Annotated in this window: 20 protein-coding genes and 5 tRNA genes; 7 read left to right on the top strand and 18 right to left on the bottom strand. The window is 44.5% G+C overall.

The genetic code is table 11. The annotated features are described in order from the left end of the window. Window positions 1–3 precede the first annotated feature (3 nt). The 7 genes from hslO (at window position 4) to B5G34_RS00870 (ending at window position 3,023) form a co-directional block, all read left to right on the top strand. Complete coding sequence (gene hslO / locus B5G34_RS00900; RefSeq protein WP_087333570.1) at window positions 4–882, top strand: Hsp33 family molecular chaperone HslO; 879 nt, start codon at window positions 4–6, stop codon at window positions 880–882. Window positions 883–980: 98 nt separating this feature from the next. Then, window positions 981–1,056 (top strand) — tRNA-Val (locus tag B5G34_RS00895). Window positions 1,057–1,092: 36 nt separating this feature from the next. Next, window positions 1,093–1,169: transfer RNA gene (locus B5G34_RS00890), tRNA-Asp, on the top strand. A gap of 60 nt (window positions 1,170–1,229) precedes the next feature. Then, a tRNA-Phe gene (locus B5G34_RS00885) sits at window positions 1,230–1,305 on the top strand. Between the two features lie 95 nt (window positions 1,306–1,400). Then, a tRNA-Gly gene (locus B5G34_RS00880) sits at window positions 1,401–1,476 on the top strand. A 42-nt stretch (window positions 1,477–1,518) separates the two neighbouring features. Next, window positions 1,519–1,592 (top strand) — tRNA-Cys (locus B5G34_RS00875). Window positions 1,593–1,874: 282 nt separating this feature from the next. Further along, entirely contained in the window at window positions 1,875–3,023 is a 1,149-nt protein-coding gene (locus tag B5G34_RS00870) for a site-specific integrase (RefSeq protein WP_162609390.1), read from the top strand. A gap of 39 nt (window positions 3,024–3,062) precedes the next feature. On the opposite strand, the gene B5G34_RS00865 is transcribed toward B5G34_RS00870, so the two are convergent. The 18 genes from B5G34_RS00865 to B5G34_RS18270 form a co-directional block, all read right to left on the bottom strand. Continuing rightward, the gene (locus B5G34_RS00865; protein WP_087333568.1) at window positions 3,063–3,689 is read right to left on the bottom strand and encodes a hypothetical protein; all 627 of its coding nucleotides are present in this window, start codon (window positions 3,687–3,689) and stop codon (window positions 3,063–3,065) included. A 20-nt stretch (window positions 3,690–3,709) separates the two neighbouring features. After that, the gene (locus B5G34_RS00860) at window positions 3,710–4,021 is read right to left on the bottom strand and encodes a hypothetical protein (protein WP_087333567.1); all 312 of its coding nucleotides are present in this window, start codon (window positions 4,019–4,021) and stop codon (window positions 3,710–3,712) included. 19 nt (window positions 4,022–4,040) lie between these two features. Further along, complete coding sequence (locus tag B5G34_RS18300; protein WP_140397163.1) at window positions 4,041–4,388, bottom strand: hypothetical protein; 348 nt, start codon at window positions 4,386–4,388, stop codon at window positions 4,041–4,043. Between the two features lie 14 nt (window positions 4,389–4,402). Next, window positions 4,403–5,254, bottom strand: a complete 852-nt coding sequence (locus B5G34_RS18295) for a hypothetical protein (RefSeq protein WP_140397162.1) — start codon at window positions 5,252–5,254, stop codon at window positions 4,403–4,405. 124 nt (window positions 5,255–5,378) lie between these two features. Beyond that, window positions 5,379–6,431 carry a hypothetical protein gene (locus B5G34_RS18290; RefSeq protein WP_140397161.1) on the bottom strand — a complete coding sequence of 351 codons (1,053 nt, stop codon included), beginning with the start codon at window positions 6,429–6,431 and terminating at the stop codon, window positions 5,379–5,381. 233 nt (window positions 6,432–6,664) lie between these two features. Then, the gene (locus B5G34_RS00850) at window positions 6,665–7,336 is read right to left on the bottom strand and encodes a hypothetical protein (protein WP_087333565.1); all 672 of its coding nucleotides are present in this window, start codon (window positions 7,334–7,336) and stop codon (window positions 6,665–6,667) included. Window positions 7,337–7,523: 187 nt separating this feature from the next. Further along, complete coding sequence (locus B5G34_RS00845) at window positions 7,524–7,904, bottom strand: hypothetical protein (RefSeq protein WP_087333564.1); 381 nt, start codon at window positions 7,902–7,904, stop codon at window positions 7,524–7,526. Continuing rightward, a complete protein-coding gene (locus B5G34_RS18285) occupies window positions 7,904–8,797 on the bottom strand; it encodes a hypothetical protein (protein WP_140397160.1) in 894 nt (297 codons plus the stop codon). The genes B5G34_RS00845 and B5G34_RS18285 overlap by 1 nt, the downstream gene beginning before the upstream one ends. Window positions 8,798–8,898: 101 nt before the next feature. Next, complete coding sequence (locus B5G34_RS00840) at window positions 8,899–9,150, bottom strand: hypothetical protein (protein ID WP_087333563.1); 252 nt, start codon at window positions 9,148–9,150, stop codon at window positions 8,899–8,901. Window positions 9,151–9,164: 14 nt separating this feature from the next. Then, the gene (locus B5G34_RS00835) at window positions 9,165–9,422 is read right to left on the bottom strand and encodes a hypothetical protein (RefSeq protein WP_087333562.1); all 258 of its coding nucleotides are present in this window, start codon (window positions 9,420–9,422) and stop codon (window positions 9,165–9,167) included. Between the two features lie 25 nt (window positions 9,423–9,447). After that, complete coding sequence (locus B5G34_RS18280) at window positions 9,448–9,702, bottom strand: hypothetical protein (protein WP_140397159.1); 255 nt, start codon at window positions 9,700–9,702, stop codon at window positions 9,448–9,450. A gap of 1 nt (window position 9,703) precedes the next feature. Continuing rightward, the gene (locus B5G34_RS00830) at window positions 9,704–10,162 is read right to left on the bottom strand and encodes a putative ABC transporter permease (RefSeq protein ID WP_242956732.1); all 459 of its coding nucleotides are present in this window, start codon (window positions 10,160–10,162) and stop codon (window positions 9,704–9,706) included. Window positions 10,163–10,172: 10 nt separating this feature from the next. Continuing rightward, complete coding sequence (locus tag B5G34_RS00825) at window positions 10,173–10,754, bottom strand: hypothetical protein (RefSeq protein ID WP_087333561.1); 582 nt, start codon at window positions 10,752–10,754, stop codon at window positions 10,173–10,175. 2 nt (window positions 10,755–10,756) lie between these two features. After that, complete coding sequence (locus tag B5G34_RS00820) at window positions 10,757–11,026, bottom strand: hypothetical protein (protein WP_087333560.1); 270 nt, start codon at window positions 11,024–11,026, stop codon at window positions 10,757–10,759. Window position 11,027: 1 nt separating this feature from the next. After that, a complete protein-coding gene (locus tag B5G34_RS18275; RefSeq protein ID WP_140397158.1) occupies window positions 11,028–11,429 on the bottom strand; it encodes an isoaspartyl peptidase in 402 nt (133 codons plus the stop codon). Continuing rightward, complete coding sequence (locus B5G34_RS00815; RefSeq protein WP_087333559.1) at window positions 11,410–12,579, bottom strand: RNA-directed DNA polymerase; 1,170 nt, start codon at window positions 12,577–12,579, stop codon at window positions 11,410–11,412. The genes B5G34_RS18275 and B5G34_RS00815 overlap by 20 nt, the downstream gene beginning before the upstream one ends. Before the next feature lie 430 nt (window positions 12,580–13,009). Continuing rightward, a complete protein-coding gene (locus tag B5G34_RS00810) occupies window positions 13,010–13,468 on the bottom strand; it encodes a hypothetical protein (protein ID WP_087333558.1) in 459 nt (152 codons plus the stop codon). Between the two features lie 127 nt (window positions 13,469–13,595). Further along, entirely contained in the window at window positions 13,596–15,383 is a 1,788-nt protein-coding gene (locus tag B5G34_RS18270) for a DUF6273 domain-containing protein (RefSeq protein ID WP_140397157.1), read from the bottom strand. Window positions 15,384–15,387 lie beyond the last annotated feature (4 nt).

The following is a 15,387-nucleotide window of genomic DNA, read 5'->3' as shown; positions in this document are numbered from 1 at the left end:
CGTATGTCAGATTCGATCATTCGCGTTCTGGCCAAGGACGCTCCCATCAAGGCCTCCGCCATCTCGGCCCGTGCCATGGTGGAGCGGGCCAGACAGATCCACAAGACCCTGCCTGTGGCCACCGCCGCTCTGGGCCGCTCCCTGATGGCCGCCTCCATGATGGGCAACCAGCTGAAGGAGGAGAACGGCTCGGTCACCCTGCGCATCAAGGGCGACGGCCCTCTGGGCGGCATCACCGTGGTGTCCGACAGCGCCGGCAACGCCCGGGGCTATGTGGTCAATCCCCTGGTGGACCTACCCCTGAAGGGCCCCGCCAAGCTGGATGTGGGCTCCGCCGTGGGCAAGGACGGCTCTCTCACCGTCATCAAGGACCTGAATATGAAGGAGCCCTACGTGGGTACCATCCCCCTGGTGTCCGGCGAGATCGCCGAGGACATCACCTCATACTTTGCCGAGAGCGAGCAGATCCCCTCCGCCTGCGCCCTGGGTGTGCTGGTGGATGTGGACCAGAGCGTGCTGTGCGCCGGCGGCTATCTGATCCAGCTGCTGCCCGGCGCCGACGACAGCGTCATCACCGCCATTGAGGAGGGCATCAACAAGGTGGGGCCCGTCACCGAGGCCATGCGCAACGGCGAGAGCGCCCGCAGCCTGGTGGAGCGTGTGCTGTCCGCCTTTGACCTGGAGATCCTCAGCGAGGAGCCGGTGGAGTACCGCTGCTACTGCAGCCGGGAACGGGTGACCCGCGCCCTCATCAGCATGGGCCGGGAAGAGCTGGAGTCCCTCATCAAGGATCAGGGCAAGGCCGAGCTTACCTGCCAGTTCTGCGACAAGGTATATAACTTTACAGGCGAGGAATTGCAGGCACTTTTAGCCTCTGTTTGATTTTTCTGAAAAAAATCGAAAAAAGTTGTTGACAACTGGGGGTCGTTCTTGTATAATAAATTTCGTCGCTTGGCCCGACGCAAGCAAGACAAGAGCGAGGGAGCATAGCTCAGCTGGGAGAGCGCATGCCTTACAAGCATGATGTCACAGGTTCGAGCCCTGTTGTTCCCACCACTCCCTTTCTGGGAGCTCCCGTACCCCCTACCGTCTGGCGCGGTAGTTCAGTTGGTTAGAACGCCGGCCTGTCACGCCGGAGGTCGAGGGTTCAAGTCCCTTCCGCGTCGCCATTTTTCTTCTGATGTGGGCATCCGAAGGATGAGGCAAAGGCCCCTCCCACATCGCAATTTGCCTCTGTAGCTCAGTTGGTAGAGCAGGGGACTGAAAATCCCCGTGTCGCTGGTTCGATTCCGGCCGGAGGCACCACCGTTCCCGGTGGATACCGCAAGGTATCCACCGGGGGCACCTTCAAAAAGTCAAGCATACTCCTCTCCCCTTCTGCATAAGATGGGACTGGATATGCAGGTGTAGCTCATCTGGTAGAGCGCCACCTTGCCAAGGTGGAGGTAGCGAGTTCGAGCCTCGTCACCTGCTCCAAAAATGATAAAAGGAAGGTTTCTCCCTTCCTTTTATCCATATGGCGACATAGCCAAGTGGTAAGGCAGAGCTCTGCAAAAGCTCCACCCCCAGTTCGAATCTGGGTGTCGCCTCCAAAAAACCGACTATCGAAAGATAGTCGGTTTTCTTTTGTATCCATTGTGCCGCAATGGTTTCAGGCGCTTTAGGTTGTTAAAGTAGGCAAGCACTACATACTTCCTCTCTTCCCTTCCTTAAGCAAGACTTCACTGTTTTTTACTGTTTTTTGCTGTTTTCTACTGCGCAAATTGGTGCAGTAAATGGTGCAGTAATTGGTGCAGTAATTGGTGCAGTAAATTCGCATCGTTTGCATGTTTAATTTTTCTGAATTGTTGCTTAGGATGGTATGGGAGGTAAGTATGAGAAAGAAAAAAGCAACGTATGGGAATGGATCTATATATCAGCGGGCTGATGGGATGTGGACGGCCAAATATAAGCCAACCCCTTACAGCAAAACAAAGTACCTGTATGCAAAAACTGAAAGAGGTGTAAGGCAAAAACTAAATGACCTCAAAAATGCTCCAGAAACACTTATCACTATTTCTCCAAAAGACATCTTGCTTATAGACTACATCGCGATCTGGTTCCGCACATATAAGAGGCCAAAAATAAAACAATCAACTTTCGACCGACTCGATGCAGTTATTAGGAACCAAATTACTCCTAAATTTAAGTATAGGCTACTCAAGGATATCTCATCGGATGAATTTCAGCAATTTATCAATGACCTTGTTGAATCTGGCCTATCATATTCCGTAGTGAAAAAAACCTATGATATCTTGAACAGTTGCTTAAAGCACGCCACTTTAAAAGGCGATATACCTAAAAACCCAATGGAATTGGTACAGGGTCCGTCCCCTTCCGGGTTTGAGTCTAAGCAAGTTCGGGCACTTACAGCAGAAGAAGAAAAAGCTATACTCCAGGAGCTTGAAACAAAATGGACTACAGGCAATCTTAGGTACCCATACAAGGATGCATTCATCATCATGCTCAATACCGGACTCCGTGAAGGTGAGTTGGTGGCGCTTGACTGGGACGACATTGATTTTGAGGGTAAAACCATTAAAGTCCATAAAACAACCGTCATGATAAAAGACAGGCTTCCAGATGGTAGATTGTCTGGCAAATGCCATCAAGAGGTACAGTATACCCCAAAGACAAAATCCGGCAACAGAGATGTTCCAATCAATAATCATGCTCTCGCGGCTCTGGAGCGCCTACACGAGGCGAACAGCGGCTCCCAGTATGTTTTATCAACAGAGAACAAAAACCGCCCTGTGGTCAACGTATTGTACAAACAGCTCAAACGAGCAGCAGACAGGTGTGGCATATACGGAATCAGCCCTCACACGCTCAGACATACTTTTGCAACACGTCTATTTGAAAAGGGTGCAAACGTCAAAGATGTAAGTGTTATTCTTGGGCACTCAAATGTGAATATTACTTACAACACCTACATCCACGTTATTCGGGAACGAAAAGATGATGTTGTTGCTCTACTTAACTAAAACGTAAAAAATAAGAGGCACATTTTGTGCCTCTTATTTTTATTCTGAACTATCTCTCGTGCCCTCAATAAAAGTACGAGTCTCTGTCCGCCTTTTATAAGCCTCTTTGATGATGTCGTACACAATATTGATCTCGCCGTTTGTCATCCCGCGCATATCAAGAAATTTCTCATACTGATCATACACCTTAAAGATGCGATTAAACTCTTCTCGCGAGATTGGGGTCTCATCATCAGCAGCTCGATGAGAAAAATCAATAATGCGGTCTCTACTGCTCTGGATGAACATCTCTTCGGTGAGCCGCGTGTTGGCATTCAAAGCTGCCGTCACGTCCCCCAGTGTTGTTTTAAGACTAGAGATTGCATCATCATAGGCTTTCGCTCGACTATCTACCCAGTGCATCCATTTATTTCGTTTAGCGATATTATCATCGGAATATCTAGTATTCACATCCCGTAGAAGCACCTTAACCTCTTGCAATGTATTTTCAATCCGCGCTCTCTCTTCTTTTTTTCGTGCAAAGTGCTTTCTTATTTTAAAAAATTCAGGGACTACCTTCCCTTTAAATTCCAGTATCTCTCCGATGAGTTGCATGACAAAAAAACATGCAATGAGAATGATAGCAACTTTAACCGGTATGTTTAGGTACTCGACATATGATATCATAGCCAATCACCCGCCTTTACTTAGGCGGACTCATGACTTTTGTTAGTCTCATTCCAATTCATGATTTCCTTAAGTTTGTCAAATCCAAACATAGCCGCATAAGCCACCATAAAGCCGGCAACAACCAAAGCCAAAATAATGTACCAGGTGAGTGCGATCGCGTTAATCTGGCAATACATAATCCCTGCGCAAATCGTAAGTGCCTCCGCGATCATCAAGGCAAGCAGATTGGTCGGGAGTTTATCCCAAGTAGCCTTTTTCAACACCTCAACAACAACATTAGTCAGTGCAACCAACACACCAATTGTAGCAATCAAAACAGAAATTTCCATATCATACACCCTTTCTATATTAAATAGGCGGACTATTTATAAACCGCTCATCTTGTTGAAACCCATTTGCTTGCGCTTGAGCATACTTAATACCCTCTCCATTCGGTCCTGTATTTTCAGCTTTGCTCTTATCAACAATTTTTGATAGAACAATACTGCAGGCTGTTCCTATAGGAGTGAACACCACCGTCCAGCACATCAATGCGCCAGTATATCCAACCTCAATGCTCTTAAGGGCTAAATAAAAGCCGCCACCTAAACCGGCGGCGAGCATCAGCAGAATATAAACAGCAAATCGATTTGTGAACCCAAGTCTCGCAAAATGGCCTCTTTTTTTCTGCAACCTCTTTGCTTCTGGCTGTGACATAATGTCACCCCCAATCAAGCCTGTCCCATCATCTTAGCGAGCCGATACATCATTTCAACAAGAGTCTCCCTAGTGGGCATATCTTCCCACATATAGTTTGGTTCTCCGTTCGGAAGGGTTCCACTTCCTTTAACAAGACCAGTAGAAATAGCCCACTGTCTTGATTCCTTTGACCAATCGCCAGCGTCATTGTCCCGCAAAGTAGTACGGTACTCATTCATCAACTCGGTAAACCGATTCAGATCCATATCATCATCCTCCTGTACTCCATTTAAAATATCTTGAACTTCTTTACGAAGTGCGTCCATGCTCTTCCCATGCTTTGGCAACCATTGTCCCATATCAGCATGAGCAGATCCATACCCGGCACGAGATGCTTCTGCATGGTCACTAATTCCAGACACCGGATAGCCAAGCTTCATGACACAATATACGTTCCATGCAACCAACATCTGCCACATACGATCGAAGTATGCCTGATTTTTAGCGACATCATAATTCACCATAGTGCCGCCATTATAGGTATGTCCTGCCGGTTCACAAACTTCCCATTGCACTTTTGAGTTATTCCATGAACCCTTCTTCCCTGCTCCGCATCCCCATGGGCGTGCAGTCAAAGGCATAGCAAGAATAATCTTTCCTTCACCTAAATGAAAATCGCCCAGAATGGCGTTCACACCCCATCCGGACGATTCTTTGTTCATTAAGTTAAAAATCACATCAGCGCTCGGTTGAGCAACACCAATCGAGTGATTGACTGCACCAACCGGAGTAATATATCTCTTTGCTTTGTAGGCACCGTTTTTGGTCGCATAACGAGTTTCAAGATGGGCTTCTACATAAGTAATACATTCTTGTTTAGTCAAATATCATCACCTTCAGTAAATAACAATATCATATCAAATGATTTTGTTAGAAATTTTATCGTAATTTGTATCAAAATATTGCTACACTTACTGTGTATAATTCTAAGAAGCCTAAGCAGTACACTTAAATATATCTAGCAACCCAAGCAATCTCAAGATTTGATCTATGTGGATACAAATATGTTGACATAACATCCTCAAATGCTGTTGGGAATCCTGTAAGCCCAATCGTAATAGTATTACCAGAAGACACACTAACAGATCCTCCATGTACTAAGTAATAACGCTTGTTGGAGTCATTATTTCTACAGCATCCAATACAAGTTTCAAAGCCATCATTATATCCATAATAACTTGGATATGCAAAAATAACATCAGTAGCCTGCGACGAGCTTAATCCATCTCCACCTCTTACATTAAGAACAAACCCAAGTAGTTGTTTAATAGTATGGTTAACGGTGAAATTAAATTGTGATTGTGTCATACTATATCCTGTAGTAATAAAAGGCACATTTGTTGTTGAACTATAATCACTAATAATCGTAGATCCACCTTCAAAGGACCCTGCAACACCAAAAATACTAATGCCCTTCTTAATATTTGCGGCAACTAAATTTGCATCACCTTTAATTGTTTGCGTTCCAGTTAAATATCTTCCACTCGCAATCGTTTTGTTGCTGGTTCCAGGAGTAATTGTTTGGGCCCCTTGTGTTGGAATTGTGCCTGTAATCTTACCTGATGCACCATATGCTGTTTTACCAGTCAAGATATCAGAAGCAACAGCAGTCGCATCACTTGTGTCTATTCCGGTTTTAATTGCCCTGACAGCGGCAGGGTAAGTGCTAAACACATCATTCACGCTTTGTCCCTTTTCAGCTAATACTGTTTTCAAATCTGCTTTTGTTGAATCGACAACTTCTAACTTCTCCATAGTGGTAATGCCAGAAGTATCTCCTTTAATCTGATCAATTTTTGTGTTTACCTCTTCCAAAGTCGATCCACTCAAAATATTCTCTAAAACAGTATTTACATCTCCAAGTTTTGCATCAGTTTCAGCTTTAGCATTTTTAATCTCGACATCAATTGTTGATCCAGAAGATGTATGAACTGCTTTTGCAACAGTTCTAGGATGGATTTCTATGTCTCCATCTTTTAATGTACGAATTTCAGAAGCCAATTAAATACCCCCTTTTTATTTAGCCTATAAAAGTTCACCTTTATTGTTTTATTAGAATTGTTGGTAATTTATTTTATATCCGATCGTTCAGAATGTAATCAGTGCAGATTTCAGATTTGACATAAAACAAGGGTTGCGGCAGTTAGCTACGATGATAGATAGGTGGAAAACAACGGGGAATATTGATAGATGAAATTTGTTTCACTGTTTGAACTCCAATATTAAAGTTTTTATTACAGAAATCCTATCGAAAAGTTGTTTTCTGTAACTTCAACAACTCGAATAAATCCATCAGTCATGCCTGTTTTATCAAATTCAAAAAGGAGATTTCCACCAGAGCAGACAAAACTTGCCGGTGAGTTCTCATCCCTTGTAATAAAAACAACACTTCCTTTTGCTACATCTCTACTTTCAAACGGTGAACCGCCTACCGATTGAGCAGAATCGCCATCAAAATAATAAAAATCAGTCATGCTACCCAAGAACTTTCCAGATACCGTTTCAACTCCTGTTTTAATCGCCCTCACATTTGCCTCAAGAATGTCAAATGGAGCGTCCGACGGAGTCTGCACGCCCTTTTCAGTAATAGCGGATGCTATGCCTGCCCTGCCATCAGCAACAGCGGTCGAGTAGTTAACGAAAATATCGCCTACTGTATTGCCGCTGCCATTGATAGCAGCTTTTAAATCATTCTTAATGTTCTGCAACTCTGTCAAACTTTGAGTAACATTATCAGCAGGCGTTCCATTTACTGTATTCAATGTATTTGCCGTACTTTCCACAGGTACACTAATAGAACTAATATCATTCTCAATCGGCTCGCCATTATCATTCATAACAGCGGCTAAAGTAGTTCTTGGTAAAACTTGTGTTTTATTGTCTTTAAGTGTTTTAATATCTGCCAATTTATTTACCTCCTTTTTTTAATCACATACATTTTTGTGCCGGATGTTGTTCTGCATTATGGAATCGCCCACTCCAAGGTCCACGTTGTTGGCGTTAGCAATGGCGTAGCAGGCGGGTACAAGCTTGTTGTAGTTAATGGACGTGTGATAAGTCTCCCTTCGTTAATTTATATCTTATTATTATTAGCTAATCAGATACAAAAATAATGTAATCTGACATCATATCGTTATAAGATTCAACAATCTTAGCGCCTTCCACAAATATATTTCTAGCAACTCCAGATCCACATTTGCAAAAAATAAGTTGTCCGCTTAGCACTGTTTCTGAGAAAGACTGCCTAATATAATGTTTTAGTTCGTTGTCAGAATTTACAAAATAAAATTCTGCTGATGCAGCTAAAAAATCATAAGTAATTATTGTTTTTTTACCACCTGTTTCAATCGCTCTCACAACAGCCGGGTAGGTGCTGAACACGTCCCCCACCGTCTGGCCCTTCTCAGCAAGTGCGGCTTTCAGGTCGGCTTTGGTGGCCGCCAGCTTCGCCAGCTTATCAGCTATTGTGCCCATTATACAACCTCCCCGTTGATAGAGTCCAAAAGTGCGCCAATATCACCAACAGCACTGTCTACATAAGCTTTTGTCGCATAATCCGTAGAAACTACCCCTCCAAGAGTATCTGCATCAACCAATGCAGGCTCATCAGGCAAACCATCATCACTTGTAATCCACCCCATGTTTGCATGAGCATCAGAACTTGTATTATGAGCATTGATCTGTCCACTCACATCAGGGGTTGGAATAGCTTCAATCTGTTGATCTGTGTAAGTCTTTGCATCCTGTAGAGCCTGAGCAGCGCTTCCGGCAGGGTCAGCACCGACTTCAGCTGCATTAGGAGTCCAGGTATTAGGACGTGCTCCAACTTGATCAGCGGTCACTTCATGCGGATTCTGCTTATTCTGAATATGTGTATCTAAATTACCCTGTACGGCCGCTGAAGAACCAGCAGGATCTGCCCCAACTTGAACCGCAGTTACGCTATGAGGATTATTTTTGTCTGCAGTGTGTGCATCAAGTTTACTTTGAACTGCAGCCGCAGCTCCAGCAGTTTCCTTCCCATTCAAAGCTTCTCGGATATCGCTGTGAGCTTCCGGACTTGCATTATGCTCAGCAATTTGCCCACTCACATCGGGAGTTGGAATTTGCGAAATTTTCTGATCCGTATATGATTTTGCATCGTTTAAAGCTTGAGTAGCACTTCCGGCAGGATCAGCTCCGGCCTGCTCCGCAGTTACACTATGGGGGTTCTCCTTGCTGGAAATATGGCTCGCCATATCAGAAAACTTCTGTTCTGCGGTTCCGCCGTCTTCCGTCTCTACAATCTTTGCTTTAGTTTTACGGTACACATTATCATAGCTACCAGCATCATTTTTCTTATGCTCATGAATCAATAAATCTGCCATTCTATCACCTACCCAACAATATATTCTCTACTTCCTCCCGCCAAAGAGTAGGTACTTGTTCAATAGTCCACAGACCGCGTTGAATGAGATCAGCGTACAATTTAGCCATTGTTCGCACCTCCCATGGTCATCATCGCCACACCCAATTCCGCCACGGCCAACTCCAGAGCGGTGAGGCGGTCCTCATCGCCTATGCTCTCCAGACCATGCTGCTTGGCCAAGGCAATCAGCTCATCGGCCTGCTCCTGGGTGATCTCCAGGTTGTCTGCCAGGGCGTTGATACGCGCCAGCGCCGCCTCCACGGTGTAGGGCACACCGTTGGTCAGGCGGTTTTTCAGTACGTCATAGCTCATATGATTATCCTCCTTTACAAATTGGTTGCCGCTCCCTCCAGCGCGGCAATCCGGGTAGCGAGCTGCTGGATGATGGTATTGGGGTCAGCACGGCCGGACACGGTGGTGTCGCCGGTGTCGGTATAGATGGTATTCGTGCCAGACAGGGCTATAATTTCCTGTGGCGTGAGCTGGATTGTGATGGGATTTTCGATTTTGTAAACAATTTGTACATTTTGCGTGTCCAACCATGCCTTAAACTCATCTATTGAGTCAATCCCCAATTCGTCCATAACCCCAACCCAATATAAATTCGGATTATTTACTCCAATCCAAAAATATGACGTGTTCACCTAAATGAAAATCGCCCAAGATAGCGTTTACACCCCATCTGGACGATTCTTTATTCATCAAATTAAACATTACATCAGCACTCGGTTGTGCAACACCAATCGAATGGTTTACTACACCAGCCGGTGTGATGTATCTCTTTGCTTTATAAGCCCCATTTTTGGTCGCGTAGCGAGTTTCAAGATGGGCTTCTACATAAGTAATGCATTCTTGTTTTGTCAATTCAAATCACCTTCACTTGATAATGCGGTTTTACTCCACCCTGTACCGCATAACGCATCCAGTCAAATACGACAATAGCAAATGCAGATAGAACTGCCCAGAGTCCCATAAACGGGATACAAATCTGCCCCCATAAATTAAACGGCATCGCGGAGTAGTCCCATACGTTAAGTCCTAACCATATGTTTAGTATGCATCCAACAACGAATTCAGTTGCAGTAATACCAATCGCGCATAAAACGGACTGGACTAACAGACTCATTTCCCACGGCAATTCGCACCCCAATCTTTCCAAAGGGATGCAAAGGAATATAGCAAGCAGGAGCATTGTCCAACTAATCCCATCCTGATTCCCGCTTAATGTTTTCCAAACAACCTCAACGAAGAAGTAGAATGTGCCTCCAAATACCCACAAGAGCATTGAAAACACCCATTCCCCGGTTCGTTCCATTCGGCCCATTTACATCACCTTATGATTCTTTATAGACCCCAATACGATTTAAAATCACCTGCATCTGTTCTTCTGCCACAGCTAATTTAGTCAGAAGTTCTTCCTTGTAAGGTGCCGGCAATTCATCTCCGTATTTGACCGCCGAAATCTCATCTACATCAGATAGGCTGTTCACATATTGTTTCAGGGCGTTGTGATAGGCGGTATTTTTTGTGATATGTCTTTGGGCGGTGACATAAATGGATGTGATCTCCTCAGCAGAATAAACAGAACACTTACCACCGTCTGCTTGGTAGATGTACTCCGTACCTCCCAGCTCAACAACCTTAAACAAGCTATCAATGTTGTTTTGGTCATTATTGGACAGATTGAAATGATCTATCCGATCTCCAATCTGGACGTCAACCCCAGATTCAATTGTTACATTGCACATTCTGGAGATCTCAGCAAGCTTTGCGGTGCGCACCGTTTCTGTGGCATTTTCATCTCCAAGGATTTCAGCTACATCTGCAATAGTAATCCATCCACGCACCGCTGCTTTGAACAATCCAGATGCCTCAACAACACCAGACTTATACATATCCATAAGCTTTTTCTTCATCGTCATACCTCCAATGCAGCGAGAATAAGTTCATCAACAAGGTTCTGTTGCTCATAAACCATGCTTCCTCCATCGGTCTTTGATACAACTACAGTATCAGCACCCTCGATATCTTCATGCCCAATCAGATTATATGGCTCACTATTGAAGGCAACACCGATGGCATCCTCTTCGGTAGCGTTAACATAGCTACCGCTTTCACTGATTTTGATATATGTTACAGAATCCGTAATACCAAGCTCTGTACCATCAATCTTAATAATGCGATACATCTCACATAACCTCCTTTACACCGACTAATTGAGCAATATGTCGCAAGTCATCAATGCTTGCATGAAAGAATTCGTGGTTCCATAACCAGTAATCTTCATAGTCGGTACGCTTATACTTTTTACATACATTGTCATCCCACACCATGTCCCATCTATCCTGATAATCGCTATCTCGTTTTGATAAAGCTTTTTGGATGGACTGCGTGAGATGGCCTCGAACCATGCCCATACCATCGTCATTCCGGGAAAAGTATTGATGCGCATTCTCACTGGTTTCGCAGCAGATAGTTTTACCTTCATATGTAATGAATCCATCGTAACTCTCACATTCTGTAAGAGCGGGTAGGTTCACATCACCACATATGGCTTTGTTCTTAAATCTTTTATGAACAATATATTTCACCTTTTATTCCTCTTTCTCTAAAGTTTTCAATCCGCTCTGGAGAGAATCCAAATATTGCATAGAACAGTCTACGAAGTCGCAAGACTCTCTTATGGTCGTTATAACATTCAAAGTAGGCGAGCATTCCATTTACAGAAGTCCATAAGTCTTCATATGACATCTCACCGTTTTGAATCTTATGATAGAAAGCTTTTATTTTCTTGCGTGCCCGTTTAACACCATCCCTATTTCCGTTAACAACAACCTTCCCTGTTTCTGTCAGGTGATATTTTGCTTTGCAATATCGAAATGGTTTTGTTAGCGGTACAATTCGAGACTTTGAGCGGCTGATTGTTAGCTTCAGGCTCTCAGCTTTTTCGACAATCAAATTCATGATTTCTTTCGCATCTCTATCAGGAGGGACGATGATATAATAATCGTCCATATAATGTCCCGCACATTGAATTGATAGCTGGCACTTAATGTAATTATCCAAAGCGGAGGGAAATGCAATCATTTCAGCTTGGCTTGGTTCAACACCTAATGGTAGCCCCTTGCCACCCGGAACGGTGTTTACAATACTATCGCCAAGCTCTCTCAAATCATTGTTGTTTAGGAGTTGATTATGGCGTTTGAATATCATCTCGTGTGATACAGATGGGAAGAACTGCTTGAAGTCCAAAAGCATTACGCTGCCATTCGTTCCGTATCTTCTGAAATGAAAGCGCAGGTCTTTTCGTAGTTCTCTCTTGGAAAACTCAAACCCTTTGCCAGGTAGACTTGCGCCATTGTTCCATATCATACTCGGTAAATAAAGAGGCAGCAGAACCTTTTGTGTGAATACCTTATGTATCTGTCTGTCTTGGATACGAGGAGCGTCAATAGGACGTGTCTTCCCACGCTCAGAAATCATAAAATGAACATATGCAGCTGGCTCCCATTTTCGCTCTAAAATAAGCCGTCTGCGTCGTGCAGTACCTGAGAATAGGTGCAACTCAAATCGTTGTGTACTGTTCTTCCAGCGTACAGCATTGCAGCACTGTTTACCGGCGCTATATAAATCATGGTAAGTAAATACCTCGTTCAGTCCACCTACATCTAAACTTCGCTGCAATCTGTTCGCTTCTCGTTTTGCTTTACGGCGCTCGTAACGGCCGCTTCGTCTGCTCATAAAGTTATTCGCCCTCCGTACATATATCTTGTAGGGTATCGTCTAATATGCTTTGCTCCCACACATGAAACGGGGTAAGATACATCACCCGCCATGCACGCTCGATTTCTCGGCGGCGTCCGTGTCTGAGCATCAAAGGGCAGTTTCGGACTTTCGTCACGGGAAGTATCTCTCCTTTCGTAAAGGTCGTAGTTCACTCTGGTTCGAGCTACTGCGTTTGACCCTAACCATTTCTGGTTTACGAAATCCGGGGCGAGCCCATTGGAATTCCTTGCGTTGTTGTTGTTCGCGTTGCCGTTCGTGTTCACATTGCAGAAGTTGTTGCTGTTGTTGCAATTAGGAGAACGCTCCCACCAATTAGCAGTGGAACACGGGAGTACGAATAAACACACTCACCGACAGGTTTTACAGAGATACACCCATATTTTCATTATTTCCTGCCTTTGTCGCTCTTCAGCACACTTGTTAATAACCCGTTCTCTCGGTCGATTAGCTCGCCGAGTTCTTGTGCCATATGTTCTAATTTCTTTTTGGCATCTGAAGCCTTAACGATGTTTCCGCTTCCTGTCGTAAAACATCCTGACGGGTTGGTCATCATCAGTTCATAACAATGGCTAAGATGAACATCGAGTGCCATCAGGGATGCTCGTGCTTCAAGTAAATGCGTCTTACGAAGTTCTTTCCTCATTGCATCAGAAGGATAGATGCTATTTGCCTTTTCAGTGTGGTCTAACACCTCCGAGGCAAGGGAAGACACTTCTGACGCAACAAGTCTTGAATAGCGCGAGGACAGGCGTGACAGGAAGTTGATGGTCTGAATGTAGATTTTGTTGGCGACATTGATGTACTCTGCCTTGCTTTCAGACCGATGTGCTTTCAAAACTGACATAGAAATCTCCTTTCGTTCTTTTTATTGTGTTGTCCTCTTGGACTAATCACAAAGGGGCAACCCCTTATATAGTTTCACCTGCTATGAATCCGCCCACTGTCGTGGGCTTGATTCATTTGGTTCAAGATTAGACCCTGAAAGCCGGGGCGAGCCCACAGGAATACCTTGCGTAGCCGCTGGTCGCGTTGCCGTCCGCGCCCACAACGCAGAAGGCGCCGCTGCCGCCGCAACCAGGAGAACGCCCCCACCAACGAGCAGCGGAACTTGTTGAGCTGTGACGGTATTTCACCTTGCTATTACCATTTTTGTAGTATTGGTACTGTTGCTGGTAATTTTTCTCCGCATCATTAGCGTAGCCGCTACCACTATAACCATATCCATCGCCAAAAATCTCACATTCGGCCAGAAGAGGAAGATAATCAACCGACTTTGTGACATAAGAAGCGGTGTTGGAACCTCCACCCGTGTTGTCGGTGTAGATGTTCATCGGCTTCATGACGGCACGAAGGTCGCTTGGGAGAGCTGCCATTAAGGTTCCAGAAATAGGAGATGTCGCACATGTGGCCGTTGCATCACCATTATTTACGTTGGTGCTACCAAGCACATCGTACCGAAGGTCACAGCCATTCCATCCGCCGGAGTTAGTATTGGAGCTATGGTTCATGTTGAAATACTTGGTACCATTAGTTGAGGAGCTACCATACTGACCATCAACAAGACAAATATCAGTACCACCACTCAGAGCTGTTTTGAACGTACCAAAAGTAATGCCAGTTCCTTCGCGAGAACTGTTGTGGTTAAATCCGAGAATGTAAACATAATAAGTACCGTTAATGGCTTGGGTGCCGACAGTTCCGTTGACAGTCACAGCCTTACGGTCGCCGACAGACCAATAGTTACCGCCTTGGTTTGAATCTGCGACACTCTGAATAACAGACCATTCATTGTCGTTAAGAACCGTACTGACAAACTTTGCTTCAACACTAACAGTTTTGCTTGAAGGTGCAGTATAGTTTGTACCTGCTGTACAGCTTACGGTGATTGTAGTCGAACCGGTAGTCTGGTTCACATGCGTAACAGTTACAGTAGAACCGCTACGGGAAACAGTAGCAATACCTGTATTGTTTGAAACAACACTTAATGTACCGTCATGATTGCCTCCGATAGTAAACGTCGTAGACAGTGTAGACATATTTAATTCGACAGAAGATTTGCTTACAGTCAGAGTACCAGTTGCCTTGCCAATAGACCATGACACAGTCTTGGCAGTGGTAGTTCCATCGCTCCATCTATAGTCTGTTTTCGGAGTGAAGGAAGCATTATAGCTTCCAGCATTGGTTCCAGACGTTGTGCCGCCAATAGTCATTTTTATGTTATCATATCCAGCCCAAGTGGGCGACTTAATATCTCCGTCATATATTAAACTCCCACTCTGTGTTGGGACATCAATACTGGCCCTTTCGATAGTCCAATCCACCGATTTGTCTTCAACGGTTCCATCGTCCCACTGAGTTCCAATTTTATCTTTCAGAGAAAATATTGTTTGATATGATCCTGCATGAATTGCTGATGTTGTGCCTCCGATTGTCATTTCAGAACTTTCATATCCATTCCATGAAGGTGATTGTTGTGTTCCGTTATAAATAAAACTACCAGTATATGTTGGAACTTGAAAAACCTCCGTCCGGACAGTAATTGGTTGCATAGCACTTGCTGTTACGCCAGATTCAGTGTAAACAATTTCAATATTATTTGTGCCAGCCTGAATGGCACCAGACGGATAATATGTCCATCCAGTTGCAAGCAATGTTGCTCCGTTGGTATACGTAGCGACCACTTCCATCCCGGCTGGATCGAAAATTTGTCCAGGGCGATATATCGTTTTAGTTGGTCCTTTTGCGATGTCAATAGACACTAAC

This window comes from Flavonifractor sp. An82 (assembly GCF_002159265.1).
Classification (GTDB): Bacteria; Bacillota; Clostridia; order Oscillospirales; family Oscillospiraceae; genus Flavonifractor.
Note: the sequence above shows the minus strand (reverse complement) of the source record. Positions and strands in the feature narration are given on the sequence as shown.